This window comes from Micromonospora sp. NPDC023956 (assembly GCF_040639195.1).
Taxonomy (GTDB): domain Bacteria; phylum Actinomycetota; class Actinomycetes; order Mycobacteriales; family Micromonosporaceae; genus Micromonospora.
This window is the reverse complement of record NZ_JBEZZN010000005.1, coordinates 251,347-269,069: the sequence shown is the minus strand read 5'-3', so window position 1 is coordinate 269,069 and position 17,723 is coordinate 251,347. Positions and strand designations below refer to the sequence as shown.

14 protein-coding genes are annotated in these 17,723 nt (G+C 74.8%); 7 read left to right on the top strand and 7 right to left on the bottom strand.

The window, feature by feature from the left end; all coding sequences use genetic code 11:
• Positions 1-43: 43 nt before the first annotated feature.
• Together AB0F58_RS13420 and AB0F58_RS13415 are read right to left on the bottom strand one after the other, a co-directional pair.
• On the bottom strand, positions 44-1,261 hold the full coding sequence (locus AB0F58_RS13420) for an acyl-CoA dehydrogenase family protein (protein WP_357142350.1): 1,218 nt from the start codon (positions 1,259-1,261) through the stop codon (positions 44-46).
• Positions 1,262-1,420: 159 nt separating this feature from the next.
• A complete protein-coding gene (locus AB0F58_RS13415) occupies positions 1,421-2,518 on the bottom strand; it encodes a phosphotransferase family protein (RefSeq protein ID WP_357142349.1) in 1,098 nt (365 codons plus the stop codon).
• Positions 2,519-2,691: 173 nt separating this feature from the next.
• On the opposite strand from AB0F58_RS13415, the gene AB0F58_RS13410 reads away from it, so the two are divergent.
• Entirely contained in the window at positions 2,692-3,399 is a 708-nt protein-coding gene (locus AB0F58_RS13410; RefSeq protein ID WP_357142348.1) for an amino acid-binding protein, read from the top strand.
• Complete coding sequence (locus AB0F58_RS13405; protein ID WP_357142347.1) at positions 3,396-4,472, top strand: GNAT family N-acetyltransferase; 1,077 nt, start codon at positions 3,396-3,398, stop codon at positions 4,470-4,472. The genes AB0F58_RS13410 and AB0F58_RS13405 overlap by 4 nt, the downstream gene beginning before the upstream one ends.
• A 90-nt stretch (positions 4,473-4,562) precedes the next feature.
• Here AB0F58_RS13405 and AB0F58_RS13400 read toward each other — a convergent pair whose 3' ends face one another.
• Positions 4,563-6,131, bottom strand: a complete 1,569-nt coding sequence (locus tag AB0F58_RS13400; RefSeq protein ID WP_357142346.1) for an aldehyde dehydrogenase family protein — start codon at positions 6,129-6,131, stop codon at positions 4,563-4,565.
• 517 nt (positions 6,132-6,648) lie between these two features.
• Here AB0F58_RS13400 and AB0F58_RS13395 point away from each other — a divergent pair.
• The gene (locus AB0F58_RS13395; RefSeq protein WP_357142345.1) at positions 6,649-9,519 is read left to right on the top strand and encodes a glycoside hydrolase family 9 protein; all 2,871 of its coding nucleotides are present in this window, start codon (positions 6,649-6,651) and stop codon (positions 9,517-9,519) included.
• A gap of 70 nt (positions 9,520-9,589) precedes the next feature.
• Here AB0F58_RS13395 and AB0F58_RS13390 read toward each other — a convergent pair whose 3' ends face one another.
• The 3 genes from AB0F58_RS13390 to bioB form a co-directional block, all read right to left on the bottom strand.
• Positions 9,590-10,567 carry a hypothetical protein gene (locus AB0F58_RS13390; protein WP_357142344.1) on the bottom strand — a complete coding sequence of 326 codons (978 nt, stop codon included), beginning with the start codon at positions 10,565-10,567 and terminating at the stop codon, positions 9,590-9,592.
• A 313-nt stretch (positions 10,568-10,880) separates the two neighbouring features.
• Entirely contained in the window at positions 10,881-11,120 is a 240-nt protein-coding gene (locus AB0F58_RS13385; protein WP_357142446.1) for a hypothetical protein, read from the bottom strand.
• The gene (gene bioB / locus AB0F58_RS13380) at positions 11,117-12,112 is read right to left on the bottom strand and encodes a biotin synthase BioB (RefSeq protein WP_357142343.1); all 996 of its coding nucleotides are present in this window, start codon (positions 12,110-12,112) and stop codon (positions 11,117-11,119) included. Before bioB ends, AB0F58_RS13385 begins: the two co-directional genes overlap by 4 nt.
• A 210-nt stretch (positions 12,113-12,322) precedes the next feature.
• On the opposite strand from bioB, the gene AB0F58_RS13375 reads away from it, so the two are divergent.
• From AB0F58_RS13375 to AB0F58_RS13360, 4 genes are read left to right on the top strand one after another with little or no spacing between them, the layout of a single operon-like run.
• Positions 12,323-13,495 carry an 8-amino-7-oxononanoate synthase gene (locus AB0F58_RS13375; protein ID WP_357142342.1) on the top strand — a complete coding sequence of 391 codons (1,173 nt, stop codon included), beginning with the start codon at positions 12,323-12,325 and terminating at the stop codon, positions 13,493-13,495.
• 20 nt (positions 13,496-13,515) lie between these two features.
• Positions 13,516-14,217, top strand: a complete 702-nt coding sequence (gene bioD, locus AB0F58_RS13370) for a dethiobiotin synthase (RefSeq protein WP_357142438.1) — start codon at positions 13,516-13,518, stop codon at positions 14,215-14,217.
• A gap of 55 nt (positions 14,218-14,272) precedes the next feature.
• Entirely contained in the window at positions 14,273-15,886 is a 1,614-nt protein-coding gene (locus AB0F58_RS13365; RefSeq protein WP_357142341.1) for a histidine kinase, read from the top strand.
• Entirely contained in the window at positions 15,883-16,542 is a 660-nt protein-coding gene (locus AB0F58_RS13360; protein WP_357142340.1) for a response regulator transcription factor, read from the top strand. The genes AB0F58_RS13365 and AB0F58_RS13360 overlap by 4 nt, the downstream gene beginning before the upstream one ends.
• A gap of 44 nt (positions 16,543-16,586) precedes the next feature.
• On the opposite strand, the gene AB0F58_RS13355 is transcribed toward AB0F58_RS13360, so the two are convergent.
• Entirely contained in the window at positions 16,587-17,708 is a 1,122-nt protein-coding gene (locus AB0F58_RS13355) for a hypothetical protein (RefSeq protein WP_357142339.1), read from the bottom strand.
• Positions 17,709-17,723: the final 15 nt, after the last annotated feature.

Below are 17,723 nucleotides of genomic sequence, written 5' to 3'. Positions count from 1 at the left end.
CGCGACTGCCGGCCGCGGCGTCGGGGGCGGGGAGGAGAACGGCTCAGGGGGTGGAGTAGCGGCGCAGTTCGCGGCGGGCGAGGGAGGCGCGGTGGACCTCGTCCGGACCGTCGGCGAGGCGGAGGGTGCGGGCCTGCGCCCAGAGCGCGGCCAGCGGGGTGTCCTGGCTGACCCCGGCTCCGCCGTGCGCCTGGACGGCCCGGTCGATCACCCACTCCGCCATCGCCGGTGCCGCGATCTTGATGGCCTGGATCTCGGTGTGCGCGCCCTTGTTGCCGACGGTGTCCATCAGCCAGGCGGTCTTGAGCACCAGCAGGCGGGCCTGCTCGATCCGGACCCGGGACTCGGCGATCCACTCCTGGACCACGCCCTGCTCGGCCAGCGGCCGGCCGAACGCCACCCGGTCGACCACCCGCCGGCACATCAGCTCCAGGGCCCGCTCGGCCATCCCCACCAGCCGCATGCAGTGGTGGATACGGCCCGGTCCGAGCCGGGCCTGGGCCATGCCGAAGCCGCCCCCCTCCACGCCGACCAGGTTCGCCGCCGGCACCCGGACGTCGGTGAAGTCGATCTCGGCGTGCCCGCCGTGCGCCGCGTCGGTGTACCCGAACACGGTCATGCCCCGGCGGACCGTCACGCCCGGGGTGTCCCGGGGCACCAGGATCATGCTCTGCTGCCGGTACCGTTCACCGTCCGGGTCGGTCTTGCCCATCACGATCAGCAGTTCGCAGCGCGGGTCCATCGCCCCGGACGACCACCACTTGCGTCCGTTGACGACGTACTCGTCGCCGTCGCGGACGATCCGGGTGGCGATGTTGGTGGCGTCCGACGAGGCGACCGCCGGTTCGGTCATGCAGAACGCGGACCGGATCTCCCCGGCCAGCAGCGGACGCAGCCAGCGGTCCTGCTGGTCCCCGGTGCCGAACGCGGCGAGCAGCTCCATGTTGCCGGTGTCCGGCGCGGCGCAGTTGAGCGCTTCGGGAGCCAGGTGCGGGCTGCGGCCGGTCAGCTCGGCCAGCGGGGCGTACTGGAGGTTGGTGAGGCCGGCCCCGTGCCGCGGGTCGGGGAGGAAGAGGTTCCACAGGCCACGGGCCCGCGCCTCGGCCTTCAGGTCGGCCAGCACCGGTGGGCGCGCCCACGGGTCACCGGCCGCCGCGACCTGCTCCGCGTGCACCGCCTCGGCCGGATAGACCTTCTCCTCCAGGAAGCGCAGCAGCGTCTCGCGCAGCTCGGTGGTGCGGGCGTCGAAGCCGAAGTCCATGTGTCCCTCCCCGGGCGACGGGTGGCCGCCCTCCGTGTCGATCCGCCGCCGCTGCGCCGGCTCGGACGGCACCGGCCGCCCGGAGGTCACCGGCGGTCATCGGACGGCACCGGCCGCCCCCGCGCCCCGGCCCGGCCGTGCCCCGGAGGCCATCCGCGGTCAGCCGCGACCGCCGGTGGCGGCCAGTCCGTGCGCGACCAGCGGCGCCACCAGGGCCCCGATCTGGTCGAATCCCTCGCCGAGGGTCTGCCCCAGGGTATGCCGGTAGTGGATCCCCTCGCAGATCACGGCGAGCTTGAAACAGCCCAGGGCCACGTGCCAGTGCAGTGGGCCGACGTCCACGTCGGCCCGGCCGGCGTACCGCTCGATCAGCTCGGTGCCGGTGGGGAAGCCGGCGCGGGGACCCAGCCCGTCGGCCACCGGGTTGCCGGCGGCGAGGTCGGAGTCACCGAGCACGTCCCAGTAGGTCAGCAGCAGGCCCAGGTCGGCCAGCGGGTCACCGACGGTGGCCATCTCCCAGTCGAGCACCGCGCGGACGCCGACCGGTTCGACGGTGGCGAGGAGGTTGTCCAGCCGGTAGTCGCCGTGCACGATCCGGCCGTCGTTCGCCCCCTCCGGCGCGGTCGCGGCGAGCCGGTCGCGCAGCTCGTCGATGCCGGGCAGCGGCCGGCTGCGGGACTTGTCGAGCTGACCGGACCAGCGGCGTACCTGGCGGGCCAGGTAGCCCTCCGGACGGCCGAAGTCGGCGAGCCCCACCTCGGCCGGCGGCACCGAGTGCAGGGTGGCGAGGGTGTCCATCATCGCGATGGCCAGTTCCCGCCGCTGCCCGGCGGTGAGCCGGTCGGTCTGGACCCGGCTGCGGTAGACCACCCCGTCGACCCGCTCCATCAGGTAGAACGGCGCGCCGATCACCGCCGGGTCGGTGCAGAGCAGCAGCGGGGTCGGCACCGGCACGCCGGTCGGGGCGAGCGCGCTGATCACCCGGTGCTCCCGGGCCATGTCGTGCGCGGTGGCCAGCACATGCCCCAGCGGGGGCCGGCGGAGCACCACCTGCCGGTCGCCGCTGGTCAGCAGGTAGGTCAGGTTGGACTTCCCGCCGGCGATCAGCCGGGCGTGCCACGGGCCGTCGGCCAGGTCGGGCCGGTGGGTGGCCAGGTGAGCGGCGAGCCGGTCCAGGTCGAGCCCGCGCGGGGTCGCCCCGGTGGGGGAGGCCGAGTCGGCCCCCGGCCGGCGGGCGTCGACGGCCGGATCGGTCATCCGAATAGTTGATGGCACCTCGGCTCTTCGTGTCAAGACGTGTTTTTCGCCGGAGACACCGCGCGGCAACAGGGGCGAAACGCCCGTCGCGCACGCTGGGGACCAGCCTGCCGGACGTGTACCGGCCCGCCCGCCGGGACCGCGTTCCGGCCGCCGCGCGATGGGGGACAGAGATGCTGTTGAGAGTTCGCGTGACCCTGCCGGACCGGCCCGGCACGCTCGGCCAGGTGGCCCGCACCCTGGGGGTCTCCGGCGCGGACATCGTTCAGGTGGTGGTCCTGGAACGGCTCGGCGGCCGGGCGGTCGACGACTTCACCGTCGTCTGGCCGGGCCTCGGTCGGTTGGAGCGGCTGATGGCCGGTCTGGCCGCCATCCCCGGCGTCCAGGTGGACGGGGTGTGGCGGGCGATCGGCGCGCCGACCGCCACCGGGCAGGACGCCGAACTGCTCGCCCAGGTGGCCGCGAACCCGGCCGACGGGTTGGCCACCCTGGTCGACGCGGTGCCCGGCCTGCTCGCGGCGGACTGGGCGGTGGCCGCGGTGGTCCCCGTCGACTGGGCCTCCTCCGGCGGCGGCGCGGCCACCGTCGGGTACGCGAGCTGGCGTACCCCGAGCGGGCCGCCCCTGCCGGAGGTGACCCCGCTGCGCTCCCGCGCGCTGACCACACCCGACGGTGACCACCACGCGGTCGCGCCGTTCGGCCGGGCCGGGCTGGTGCTCGTGGTGACCCGGGGCGCGGCGGACACGTTCTCGCCGGCCGCCTTCCACCGCACCGAGGTGGACCGGCTCGCCCAGCTCGTCCGGGCCAGCGCGGTGATCCTCGGCGACCGGCTCGACCTGGTGGGCGCCCCGGCCGCCCCGACATCCGGGGGGCGGCCGTGACCCTCTGGCGGATCCGGGCCACGGTGGACGACCGGCCCGGTTACCTGTCGGTGCTCACCGCCAGTCTCGCGCTGCGCGGGGTGAACATCCTCGCCGTGCAGGTGCACACCACCGAGGCCGGCGCGGTGGACGACTTCCTCGTCGACGCGCCGGAGACCCTCGGCGAGGCCGACCTGCTGGCCGCCGTCGAGAAGGGGCGGGGCCGCGACTGCTGGGTGGCCCGCAGCGAGGCGCGCGGCCTGGTCGACCCGCCCACCCGGGTGCTCGGGCTGGCCAACCGGCTGGTCCGGGACCCGGACGCGACCGGCGAGGCGCTGCGCGCCCTGCTCGGCGCGGAGACGGTGACCTGGCGACCGGTGCCCGTCGGGACCGGCCCGGCCGGTGCCGACGGTACGGCGGCAGTCGGCGTCGACGGCACCCGGATGCGCCTCGGCGACGGCGCCGGCGGCTCCTTCGACCTGGCCCGGGTCGCGCCGGACTTCACCCCGGCCGAGTACGCGCGGGCCCAGGCGCTGGTCGAGGTGGCCACCACCGTCGCCCACCGCGCCGCCGAGCAGGTCACCCTGGTGCTGCCCGACGGTTCCGAGGTGGGGGTCCGCCCCGCCGGTCCGGACGACCTCGCCGCCGTCCTGGCGTTGCACGAGCGGTGCTCGACGCGGAGCCTGCACCGCCGTTACCTGGGCGGGGGCCGGCCGTCGCCGGAGCGGTTGCGCCGGCTGCTCGACCCGGCGCGGGGGACGACCCTGGTCGCCACCGAGACCGACCCTTCGGGTGCCACCGGGCCGGTGGTGGCGATGGCGAACCTGCTCGGCGAGGGGGACCAGGCCGAGGCGGCGCTGCTGGTGGCCGACGACCGGCAGCGCCGTGGCCTCGGGGGAGCGCTGCTGCGCCGGCTGGTCGCCCGCGCCGACCGGGCCGGGTACGCGGCGCTGGAACTGCACGTGCACACCGGCAACACGCCGATGCTGCGGACCCTGTACCGGCTCGGCCGGCCGATGCGCCTGGACCGGGACGGCCCCGTGGTGACGGTCACCCTGCCGCTCGACCCCCGACCCAGCCCGGCCCGCACCTGAGCGCACCGGGCGCGGTACGGCCAGCGCCCCGACGGTCTCCACCGCCGGTGGGGCCCGGCCGACGCGCGGCCGGGCCCCACCGCTCGACGGTCAGGTCGCCGGGTAGCTGTTGTAGTCGGGGAAGTTGCCGTAGAGGCGGCCGTCGCCGCCGACCGTGACCGCCTGGACCAGCAGGTCGCCGCCGACGAACGCGCCCTTCCAGGAGGCGCCCCGGCCGCCGAACGCCTCGTCCCGGTCGCCCCGGGAGCGCGGCTTGTTGATGCCGACCTTGAACGCCTGGAGGTCCACCGCCAGCTTCGTCGCCTCCTCCTCGTCGTCGCAGGCGAGGCTGGCCACCAGCGCGCCGTTGGAGGCGTTCATCGCGGCGAGCAGTTCGTCGGTGGTGTCCACCACCACGATCGTGTCGACCGGGCCGAACGGCTCGGCGTGCATCAGCCGGGACCGGCCGGGCGGGGCGAGCAGCACCGACGGGGCCACGTACGCCGAGGTGTCCTGTCCGGCCAGGAACGGTGCGCCGTCGAGCCTGCCCCGGTAGAGCGGGACGGCGCCGCCGCGGACCGCCTCGTCGACCTTGCGGCGCAACTCGTCGGCCTTGGTGGCGCTGATCAGCGGGCCGAAGTCCAGCTCGGGCAGGGGATCACCGGCGGACCAGTCGTCGCCGACGGCGAGCGGGTGGCCGAACCGCACCGAGCGGACCACCGGCAGGTACATGTCCAGGAACTCGTCGACCAGGTCGCGCTGTACGACGAAGCGGGGGTACGCGGTGCAGCGCTGCTTGCCGTACTCGAAGCCCTTCTTCAGGTGCGCGGCGAGCATGTCCCACTGGGAGAAGTTCCAGATGCCCCAGGCGTTGAGCCCCTCCTGCTCGATGAAGTGGCGCTTGTCCGAGTCGAGCAGCGCGGCGGCGACCTTCCCGCCGTTGGAGCGCCCGCCGACGAAGGCCACCGCGCCGATCTCCGGCGCGCGGACGAGCACCTCCGAGAGTTCCTCGCCGCCCCCGGAGACGAGGGTGGTGGGCAGGCCGGCGCGGCGCATCAGCGCGTGGGCGACGGTCAGGCAGACCGCGCCGCCCTGCGAGGGCGTCTTGGCGATGACCGCGTTACCGGCGAGCAGCTGGACCAGCTCCGCGTGGACGAGCACGCTCATCGGGTAGTTCCAGCTGGCGATGTTGCTGACCGGGCCGGGCAGCGGCTCCCGCCCGTCGGCGAGCATCCGGTCGATCTCCTCGACGTACCACTGCACGCCGTCCAGCGCCCGGTCCACGTCGGCGCAGGCCAGCCGCCAGGGCTTGCCGATCTCCCAGACCAGCAGGAGGGCGAGCAGGTCCCGGTGGGCGCGCAGCGCGTCGAGCGCCTCGTTCACCCGGGCCTTCCGCTCGGCGAGCGGGGTCTGCGCCCAGTCGCGGTGCGCGGCGGCGGCGGAGACCACGGCGGCGTGGGCCGTGGCGGCGTCCAGTCGGGGCAGGTTGACCAGGACGGTGTTGTCGATCGGGGTGCGCACCGGGCTGGGCGTGCCGGCCGAGGCCCAGTCGCCCTCGATCAGGTTGCGCAGGGTGGTGGTGCCGTCGGGGCCGGTGGGGTCGAACGCCTCGGGGGCGGCCTGGACGGCACGGGCCAGCGTTTCGGTCCAGGCGGTGCCGTCGGCGAGTCGTAGAGCCATCGCGATCTCCTCAGGGTCTTCCAGTGGAGCGGCGGCATCGACGGCACCGCTTGGCGGTACTGTCCCGTGCCCGGATCGTCGGCGGCAACAGTACGTTCGTATGCCAGGACGCCAGTCCACTGTGGCGAGCCGGGAAAACCGGCTCCGTGTTCCGCACGTTCCCTTGCTGAGCTGCTGTGATGGAGACACTACATCGTGACGTGTCGATGGTGTGATTCACTCCGGCTTGACGGGAAAGGGCTTTCCTGGCAGCGCGGGCCGGAGTCCGCCCGCCGCGTCGCGGGTTCGGGCTGGTGGTCGGGGTGTCGGGCGCACGCCGCGCGGTCGCCGGTGCGGCGCTCTTCACAAACAGGTGAGACGACCGTTACATTGTCGCGTATCCATGGGAGCGCTTCCATGCATGTTCGGACGGGCCGCTCCCGCACCCCGCTCACCCACCACCACCGCCCGGCGACGTCGCGCCACCACCCCCGTTCCGCCGACGTCGCCGGGCGCCCTACCGGACAGGAGCACCGGTATGCGTCTCCGCACCACCCGCGGTCGGTCCCGACCGCCCTGGTACCGGCGTCTCGTCGCGGCCGGTGCCGCGCTGACCACCGGACTCGCCGTCGCCGTCACCGGCACCGCGCCGACCCCCGCCACGGCGGCACCCGCCTTCAACTACGCCGAGGCCCTCCAGAAGTCGCTCTTCTTCTACGAGGCCCAGCAGTCCGGCCAGCTGCCCGACTGGAACCGGGTTTCCTGGCGCGGCGACTCGGCGCTGCGCGACGGCGCGGACGTCGGCGTCGACCTGACCGGCGGCTGGTACGACGCCGGCGACCACGTGAAGTTCGGCTTCCCGATGGCGTTCAGCACGACCATGCTCGCCTGGGGCGCGGTCGAGTACCGCAACGGCTACGCCGCCTCCGGTCAGCTGCCGCACCTGCTCAACAACCTGCGCTTCGTCAACGACTACTTCATCAAGGCGCACCCCGCCCCGAACGTCCTCTACGGACAGGTCGGCAAGGGCGACGACGACCACAAGTGGTGGGGTCCGGCCGAGGTGATGCCGATGGCGCGGCCGGCGTACAAGATCGACGCGAGCTGTGGTGGCGCGGACCTCGCCGGGGAGACGGCGGCGGCGATGGCCGCCTCGTCGATGGTGTTCCGCCCCACCGACCCGGCCTACGCCAACACCCTGCTCACCCACGCCCGGCAGCTCTACACCTTCGCCGACACGGTGCGGAAGAACTATCACGAGTGCATCACCGACGCGACCAGCTTCTACCGCTCCTGGAGCGGGTACCAGGACGAACTGGTCTGGGGCGCGATCTGGCTGCACCGGGCCACCGGCGAGGCGAGCTACCTGGCCAAGGCGGAGGCCGAGTACGACAAGCTCGGCAACGAGAACCAGTCGACCACCAAGTCCTACAAGTGGACGATCGCCTGGGACAACAAGCAGTTCGGCGCGTACGTGCTGCTCGCCGCGCTGACCGGCAAGCAGAAGTACCTCGACGACGCCAACCGGTGGCTCGACTACTGGACCGTCGGCGTCAACGGCCAGCGGGTGCCCTACTCGCCCGGCGGGATGGCGGTGCTCGACTCCTGGGGCGCGCTGCGCTACGCCGCGAACACCGCGTTCGTCGCGCTGCTGCACAGTGACAAGATCACCGACACGGCCCGCAAGGCCCGCTACCACGACTTCGGGGTCCGGCAGATCAACTACGCGCTCGGCGACAACCCGCGCAACTCCAGCTACCAGATCGGCTTCGGGGCGAACTCGCCGCGCAACCCGCACCACCGCACCGCGCACGGTTCCTGGTGGGACAGCCAGACCGTACCCACCGAGACCCGGCACGTGCTGCACGGCGCGTTGGTCGGCGGCCCGTCCGCGGCCAACGACGCCTACACCGACAGCCGGTCGGACTACGTGATGAACGAGGTCGCCACCGACTACAACGCCGGGTTCAGCTCCGCGCTGGCCGCCCTGACCGCGAAGTACGGCGGCACGCCGCTGGCCGGCTTCCCCGGTGTCGAGCAGCCGGACCTGGCCGAGCTGAGCGTGGAGACCACGGTCATGCAGAACGAGCCCCGCTCGGTGGGGCTGAAGGTCATGGTCTACAACAAGTCCGCCTTCCCGGCCCGCGCGCTGACCGACGGCAAGTTCCGGTACTACTTCCGGACCGAGGGCAGCAGCCCGGCGCAGGTCACCCCCGGCTACACCCAGGGCTGCCCGGCGCCGTCCACCGCCCGTCAGGTCGCGGGCGACCTCTGGTACGTCGAGGTCGACTGCACCGGACACACCATCGCCCCGGCCGGGCAGTCCCAGCACCGGATGGAGGTGCAGTTCAAGATCGGCGTACCGGAGGGCGGCACCTGGGATCCGACCAACGACCCGTCCTGGCAGGCCACCGCCGGCCCGAACCCGAAGGTGCCGCTCTACTCCGGCGGCAAGCGGGTCTGGGGTGAGGAACCCTCCGGTACGGCCCCGGACACCACCCCGCCCACCGTGCCCGGCACCCCGGTCGCGTCCGGGCTCACCGCCACCGGGGTCACCCTGACCTGGCCCGCCTCCACCGACGCCGGCAGCGGCGTGGCCGGCTACGAGATCACCCAGGAGACGGTCGGCAGCGACGCGCTGGTCCTGCACCGGGCCAGCACCAACACGCTGACCCTCACCTCGCTCGCCCCGGCCCGCACCTACCGGTTCTGGGTGCGGGCCCGGGACAACGCGGGCAACACGTCGGCGTCCTCCCCGGTGGTGGCGGTGACCACCCCGGCCGGCGGCGGCCCGGACACCAGCGCGCCGACCCCGCCCGGCACCCCGACCGCCTCGGCGATCGGCCCGACCGGGCTCACCCTGGCCTGGGGGCCGTCCACCGACGACGTCGGGGTCACCGGCTACCGGGTCTACCGCAAGACCTGGCCGGTGGACACCCTGGTGGCGACCGTCCCCGGCACCACGTACCCGGTGACCGGGCTGACCCCGGCGACCGAGTACGCGTTCTACCTGGTCGCGGTGGACGCCGCCGGCAACCCGTCGGCCCCGTCGCCCACCCTGACGGTGACCACCGCGCCGGCCACGCCGACGGCGTCCTGCGCGGTCGGCTACACCACCAGTGACTGGAGCACCGGGTTCACCGCCACGGTGACCATCACCAACACCGGCACCGGCACGCTGACCGGGTGGAGCCTCGGCTTCAGCTTCCCGGCCGGCCAGCAGCTCGGCCAGGCGTGGTCGGCGAACGCCACCCAGTCCGGGGCGGCGGTGACCGCGACGAACCTCGCGTACAACGGCACCCTCGCGCCGGGGGCGTCGACCAGCTTCGGTTTCAACGGCACCCACCCGGGCAGCAACCCGAAGCCCACCGCGTTCACCCTCAACGGCTCACCCTGCACGGTGGCCTGACGCACGCACGGAGATCGTGGACAGGTGCCGTCGTATCCAAGCGGCACCTGTCCACGATCCGCCGCAGCGGTCAACCCCGAGGCGCCGCCGGCGCGACGGGGCGCCAGCCGGCGGCGGTCAGGGCCCGGCGGAGATCGGCGGCGACCTCCGCCGGGCGGGCCCGGACCAGCCAGGCGGGAAAGCGCAGGATCCGGTCACCCGCCGTCCAGACGTCGTTCTGCCGTCGCATGTCCGCCGCCCACTGGCGTACGTCCATGTGGTGCGCGCCGTCGATCTCCACGTGCAACTGGTACGCCTGCCAGTAGGCGTCCAGCCATCGGGCCCGGCCCGCCGCGTCGGTGCGCCGTCGCTGGAGATCCGGCCGGGGCAGCCCGTACCGCCGGCAGAGCCGGACGAAGTCGATCTCCGACAGGGCCTCCGCGCCGCCCGCGATGTCCTCGACGGTCTGCACGATCAGCCGTCGACGTGGCACCCGGGCCAGGGCGGCCAGCACGTCCCGCAGTTCCCCGGGCAGCACCCGGCGCTGCTGGCACCCGGCGGCCAGCACCGCCTGTGCCTGCGCCTCGTTCGGTGCCCAGCCGGCCGCGTCCACCAGGGCGCGGGCGGTGGTGGTGCGGGACGGCCGGCCGAGCTGGAGGTGCTCCGCCGGCAGCACCGACGAGCGGTGCACGTGTACCGGTGCCATGTCGATCGGCAACCGCCGCAGCACCGCCCGGGCGGCCCGGCGCTCGGCGGGGACCAGCACGTGCAGGGGCTCCCGGGGCAGGCCGCGGACGCCCGCCTCGCTGGCCGCCGTGGTCCCGGCCAGCACGGCTCCCGCCCCGGCCGCCAGCACCGCGACCCACAACTGCTGGTCCCGGGTCAGCCGGCCGTTGCCGGTGAGCAGGACGCCCCGACAGATCGACCGCCAACGTCCGGTCCGGATCCGGCTGCGGACCAGCCCCTCGGTCAGCAGACCGGTCGCCTGTGCGGTGGTGAGGATTCCGGACTGCTCGAACGCCAGCCAGTCCAGTGCCGTGGCACCGTCGCGGGGAACATCGAAGAACATCCTGACGAGTCTTGCCGGTTCCCGCCGACCACGCCGCCAGATCTTGGACACCTACCGTCCTGACACAACGGCAACTGTCCAAGATCCTCGGTGACCGACCGACGGTGGGGGTGGGTGGCGGTGCGGTGCGGGGTGGGGGTGCGGGGTGCGGGGTGCGGGGTGGGGTCGCGGTGCGGGGTGCGGGGTGGGGTCGCGGTGCGGGGTGCGGGGTGGGGTCGCGGTGCGGGGTGCGGGGTGGGGGTCGCGGTGCGGGGTGGGGGTGGGGGTGGCGGTGGTGGGGGTGCGGGGTGGGGGTGGTCAGGGCTGTCGTGCGTCAGGGCTGGAGCGCGCCGTGTTCGACGCAGGTCGCGCGCCAGCCGGTCGGCAACACCTGCACCTTCATCCGGCGCCGGCAGGACGGGCAGTACCGGGGTGGTTCGAGCGTCCGGGCGGCCCGGCACGTCTCGTGCGCCCCCGCCCCGACCGGCTCACCGCACCGGTCGCACCACACCCCGCCCGCTCCGCCGTCCGCCGGGCTGCCGTTCTCCGCGCCCCGCGCGCTGTTGGCTGTCACAGCGTGTCGGAGAGCGCCTTGACCGGCATCTTGAGGTCCTCGAGCAGCTTGAGGTCGTCGGTCGCCGGCCGTCCCAGGGTGGTCAGGTAGTTGCCGACGATGACCGCGTTGATGCCGCCGAGCAGACCGTCCCGGGTGCCGAGGTCGCCGAGGGTCAGCTCGCGTCCGCCCGCGTACCGGAGGATGGTGCGCGGCATGGCCAGCCGGAAGGCGGCGATGGCCCGCAGCGCGTCCTTCCCCTCGACCACCGCCCGGTCGCCCAGCGGCGTGCCGGGGCGGGGGTTGAGGAAGTTCAGCGGGACCTCGTGCGGGTCCAGTTCAGCGAGCTGCGCGGCGAACTCGGCCCGCTGCTCGACCGTCTCGCCGAGGCCGAGGATACCGCCGCAGCAGACCTCCATGCCGGACTCGCGGACCATCCGCAGGGTCTCCCAACGCTCCTCCCAGGAGTGCGTGGTGACCACGTTCGGGAAGTACGAGCGGCAGGTCTCCAGGTTGTGGTTGTACCGGTGCACGCCCATGTCGACCAGCTCGTCGACCTGGTCCTGGGTGAGCATGCCCAGCGAGGCGGCGACCTGGATGTCGACCGCGGCGCGGATCGCGGCCACACCCTCGCGCATCTGCTTCATCAGCTTCGCGTCCGGGCCCCGGACGGCGGCCACGATGCAGAACTCGGTCGCCCCGGTCGCCGCGGTCTGCTTCGCCGCCTCGACCAGCGACGGGATGTCCAGCCAGACCGAGCGGACCGGGGAGGCGAAGAGACCGGATTGGGAGCAGAAGTGGCAGTCCTCCGGGCAGCCCCCGGTCTTGAGCGAGACGATGCCCTCCACCTCGACCTCCGGGCCGCACCAGCGCATCCGCACCTCGTGGGCGAGCTGGAGTGCTGCGGTCAGGTGCTCGTCGGGCAGGTTCAGCACGGCGAGGACGCCGGCCTCGTCGAGGCCGACGCCGTTTTCCAGCACCTGGGTCCGGGCCTGGTCGAGGATCTCTGGCATGGCTCGTACCCTACAAGGCCACCGGAGCGGGGCGTATCCCTGCTTCTCCCCGGTCCAGCCGCCCCCCAGCCGCCCGCGACGGCAGGGCCGGGAGCGCTCCGGCGGGCCGGGCCGCGCCACGCCGGTGGCTCCGGTACGGATGGTAACTTCGCCCGGCGGAACGGTCGCCGGGCGCGGCGGCGAGGTCGGGCGGCGAGCAGGGGAGTGACGGTGGCGGATTGGCTGGCGGCGCTCGAACGCCGTGCCGAGCTGCGGGCGAGGGCGGGCCTGACCCGGCGGCTACGGCCCCGGGGCGCGGACGACGCGATGGTCGACCTGGCCGGCAACGACTACCTCGGGCTCGCCACCCACCCCGAGGTCACCGCCGCCGCGGCGACCGCCCTGCGGGCGTACGGGCTGGGTGCGACCGGCTCCCGGCTGGTGCGCGGCTCCACCGACGTGCATCACGAGCTGGAGGACGCCCTCGCGGACTGGCTCGGCGCGGAACGGGCTCTGGTCTTCTCCTCCGGCTACCTGGCCAACCTGGGCGCGCTGCGGGCCCTCGTGCAGCCACGTACCCTGCTCGTCTCGGACGCGCACAACCATGCCTCCCTGATCGACGGCTGCCGCATCTCCGGCGCGGAGACCGTGGTCACGCCGCACGCCGACGTGGCCGCCGTGCAGGCCGCCCTCGCCGCTGCTCCCGGGCGGCCGGCGGTGGTGGTCACCGAGTCGGTCTTCTCCGTCGACGGGGACCTCGCCCCGCTCGCCCGGCTGCACGAGGTGGCCCGCCGGTTCGGCGCGGTGCTGCTCGTCGACGACGCGCACGCGCTCGGCGTGACCGGCCCGGCCGGTGCCGGCGCGGTGGTCGCCGCCGGGCTCGCGGGAGCGCCGGACGTGGTGGTCACCGCGACCCTGTCGAAGTCGCTCGGCGGCGTGGGCGGGGTGGCGGCCGGTCCCGCCCCGTTCGTCCGGCACCTGGTGGAGACCGGGCGGACGTTCATCTTCGACACGGCCCTCCCGCCGGCGGTGGCCGCCGGGGTGCGGGTCGCCGTCGACCTCGCCCGTTCCCGGGACGACCTGCGCGCCGAACTGGTCGACCGGGGGGCCCTGACGGTTCGCCGGCTGCGCGCCGCCGGCCTGACCGTCTCGACGCCCGCCGCCGGGGTGGTGTCGGTGACCGCCCCCGGTGCGGAGGCCGCGACCAGGTGGGCGGAGGAGTGCCGGCAGCGGGGCGTGGCGGTCGGCTGCTTCCGTCCGCCCTCCACCCCCGATCCGCGGTCCCGGCTCCGGCTGACCCTGAACGCGGGGGTGGCCCGGGTCGACTTCGCGCGGGCCCTGGACGTCATCGTGGAGTGCGCCCTGGAGGGGGCGTGGGGGCAGCGGGGCGGGGTGGACGCGTGACCGCCCCGTGGCAGGGTGCGGTGCTGGTCACCGGCACCGACACCGGGGTCGGCAAGACGGTGGTGACCGCCGCCGTGACCGCCGCCGCGCAGGCTGCCGGGCTGCGGGTCGCGGTGGTCAAGCCCGGTCAGACCGGTACGGCCACCGGCGAGCCCTCCGACGTCGACAGCGTGACCCGGCTGGCCGCCCCCCTGACCGGCCGGACGCTGGCCAGCTTCCCCGATCCGCTCGCCCCGCTGACCGCCGCCCGGGTGGCGGAGCTGGAGCCGCTGGAGCTGTACACCGTCGTCGACGCGATCCGCGAGGAGACGGACAAGCACGACCTGGTGCTCGTCGAGGGCGCCGGCGGGCTGCTCGTGCCGATGGGGTTGCGTCCCTCCGGCGAGGCGTGGACGGTCGCCGACCTGGCGGTGGCGCTCGGGGCGCCGGCGGTGGTGGTGGCCCGGGCCGGGTTGGGCACCCTGAACCACACCGCGCTCACCCTGGAGGCGCTGGAGCGCCGGGCGGTGCCGGCCGGGGTGGTGATCGGTGCCTGGCCGACCGAGCCGGAGCTGGTCCACTGGGCGAACCTCGGCGAGCTGGTGCCGAAGCTGCTCGGCGCGCTGCCGACCGGGGCCGGGGCGATGGACCCGGGGGTGTTCCGTCGGTCCGCCCCGGGCTGGCTCACCCCGGCCCTGTACGGCGTGCTCGACGACTGGCGGGCGTGGGCCGAGGAGATCTGAGCTACCCACTTTCGGCAGTGCCGACCGGCCCCGCCGGTGGGTAGCCTCCGAGAGCGTGCGGGTACTCGGACGGCGGATCGACGGTGGCCGGCGGCGGCTGGGGGACGGGCTGCTCGGCGTGCTCCTCGCCGCGCCGATCACGTACCCCCGGTTGACCCCGCCGTACTCCGGTCGGAGCGCGTTGCTGCTGGTCGGCGGGGTGCTGCTGCTCGCAACGGCGGTGGTGCTGGCCTGGCGGCGACCCCTGGCGGCGCTGGTGCTGGTGGTGCTCGGGTCGGCCGTCGACGGGAACTTCGTCTTCGCCCTGCCGGTGTTCAGCTACCTGGTCGGCCGGCGCGAGGCTCGGGCCGCGCCCGCCGCGGTGGTCTTCGCGGTGCTCGCGGTCGGGGGCACCCTGCTCAACGTGGGGCTGCTCGGTACCCGACCGCGCACCTGGTTCCTGCTCGTCACCGTGCTGATCTTCGCCGGGGTGTTCCCGTGGCTGGTCGGCCGCTACCTCCGTCAGCAGCACGCGCTGCTGCTGGCCGGTTGGGAACACGCCGAGTCGGTACGCCGGGAGCAGCGCGGCGCGGCCGAGCGGGTCCGACTGCGGGAGCGGGCCCGGATCGCCCGGGACATGCACGACTCGCTCGGCCACGACCTGAGCCTGATCGCCCTGCGGGCCGGTGCCCTGGAACTGGCGGACGACCTCGACTCCCGGCACCGGGCGGCCGTGGGCGAGCTGCGGGCCAGCGTGGCCGCCGCCACCGCGCGGCTCGGCGAGATCGTCGGGGTGCTCCGCACGGACGCGGGGCCGGCCCCGCTGGACCCCGTCGACGACGTGGCCGCGCTGGTGGCCGGGGCGCGGGCCGCGGGGATGGTGGTCGCGTTACGCGGCGACCCGACCGACGGTGACCTGCCCGCGCTGACCGGGGTGGCGCTGCGCGGCCTGGTCCGGGAGGCGCTCACCAACGCCGCCCGGTACGCTCCCGGCTCCCCGGTCACCGTGGCGGTGCACCGCGACGGCGACGACGTCGAGGTGTCGGTGCGCAACGCCCCGCCGCCGGTGCCGCCGCCGGCCTCGGTGTCGGCCGGCACCGGGCTGCTGGCGCTGCGCGAACGGGTCCGGCTCGCCGGGGGGATCCTCGACGCCGGCCCCCGCGACGACGGCTTCGCGGTGACGGCCCGCCTTCCCGGCACCGCGTCGGCCGCCGTGGCGTCGTCAGCGGAGACGGCCACCGCCCTCCCAGACGGGGTCGTCGCGTCGTCGACGTCGTCCAGCGTGCCGTCGGAGGCGGGCACGCTGCCCGGTGTCCCGGCGTCCGGGTCGGTCGGCGCTGCGGGCGGGGGAGCCGTGCTGCCGGGGCGGCTCGGCGACGCCCGGCGGCGGGTGCGGCGCAGCCTGCTCGTCGCGGTCGGGGTGCCGGTCGCCCTGGCCGGGCTGCTCGCGCTGGTCTACCACCCGTTCGTCACCGCCGACGCGGTGCTCGAGCCGGGGGCGTACGAGCGGATGCGACCCGGTCAGCTCCGCACCGAGTTGACCGGACTGCCCCGCCGGCAGGTGGAGGCCCCGACGGACGCGCCGACCGGCTGCGAGTACTACACCGACGGGAACTTCCCGCTGGCCCAACCGGCCTACCGGCTCTGCTTCCGGCAGGGCCGGCTGGTCGAGAAGGAACGGATGCCGTGACCATCTCCGTGCTGCTCGCCGACGACGAGGGAATGATCCGGGCCGGGGTCCGGGCGATCCTCACCACCGACCCGGAGATCGAGGTGGTCGCCGAGGCCGCCGACGGCCGGACCGCGGTGGAACTGGCCCGCGCCCACCGCCCCCGGGTGGCGCTGCTGGACATCCGGATGCCCCGGCTGGACGGGCTGGCCGCCGCCGCCGAGATCCACCGGCTGCTGCCCGACACCGCGGTGGCCGTGCTGACCACGTTCGGCGACGACGACCACGTCGCCCGCGCGCTCGGTGACGGTGCCACCGGTTTCCTGCTCAAGGCGGGCGACCCCCGGGAACTGCTGGCCGGTGTCCGGGCGGTGGCCGACGGCGGGGCGTACCTGTCGCCCCGGGTGGCCCGCCGGGTGATCGAGCTGAGCGGGGCGCGGATGGCCCGCCGGCCGGCGGCCCGGGACCGTGCGGCGCTGCTCACCGACCGGGAACGCGACGTGCTCGCCCTGGTCGGGGCGGGGCTGTCCAACGCCGAGATCGCCCGCCGGCTGCACCTGGTGGAGGGGACGGTCAAGGGCTACCTGTCCAGCGTGTTCATCCGGCTCGGGGTGCGCAACCGGGTGCAGGCGGCGATCCTCGCGTACGAGGCGGGCCTGGTCGGGGCGGAGGACTGAGCCGGCTCCCGCCGGGCGGTGCGCCCGCCCGGCGGGAGCCGGTCTCACCGGAAGGTCACCTCGGGGTAGGCGGGGTCGGGGCCGTCGAGCAGCGGTGCGGGGCGGGCCCGCAGGTGCCGGTCGACGAAGGCCGCCACGTACTCCCGGGTGATCAGCATCTGCCGCTGCGCCGGGATCGCCCCCGGATCCTGACCGAGCTGCGCGCCGAGCACCGGCCGGTCGGTGAAGGACATGTGGCCGCTGCCGGTCACCGTCAGCCACCGCTTCCAGCCGCCCAGGTCGGGCCAGTCCCGCACCCAGCTGTGGTCCGCCGGCCGCTCGGCGCCGACCAGCATGACCGGCCGTACGGTGGGGCCGACCGGGGTGAACAACGTGCCGTCCAGGTCGACGGCGGCGTCCACCCGCACGTCGGTGACCAGGGTCCGGACCGCCGACGCACCCCCGATGGAGTGGCCGACCATGGCGACGCGCCGCCGGTCGACGAAACCGCGCCAGACCGGTCGCGGCGCGGTGAGCCGGTCCAGCAGGAACGACACGTCGGCGGTCCGTCCGGCGATCACCTTCTGCGCCGTACCGTCGCCCCACTCGTCGCAGGCCAGGCAGCCGACGACCCGGCCGTCGGGGAACTCGACGCCGTACGCCTCGTAGGGGTGGTCGATGCCGGCGACCACGTACCCCCGGCTGGCCAGGTCCTCGGCGAGCCCGGTGAGCGACTCCCGGCTGAGCGAGAAGCCGGGGGAGAGCAGCACCAGTGGCCAGCCGTGCCGGTTCGGCCGCACCGGGACCTCCCGTCGGGCGTGGGTGCGGACCGTGGTGAGCACGTCCGGCGGGAGCGGCAGTCCGGTGCCGGCGACGACGCGCGCGGAGACCGCCGCCGTGGTGTAGGGCGCGGGCCTGCCGACCGGTGCCACCGCCGGGTACCACATCGACACCATCAGCTCGCGGGGCTGCTCCGGCCGCCACGGGTCGGGCCGGGCGTGGTCGGTCAGGTGCAGCCAGGTGGTGCCGACCGGGTGCGGACCGGTCGGCGCGGGCAGGGTCAGCGCGGGCGGGGACGGCGCGGGCGGGGACGGTGTTCCGGCGGCGACCGCGCCGCCGGGCGCGGACACCGCCGCCAGGGCCAGGAGTACGGCGACCGCCCGGCCGCCGTGACGTAGGGTCATCATGCCCGGACGCTAACG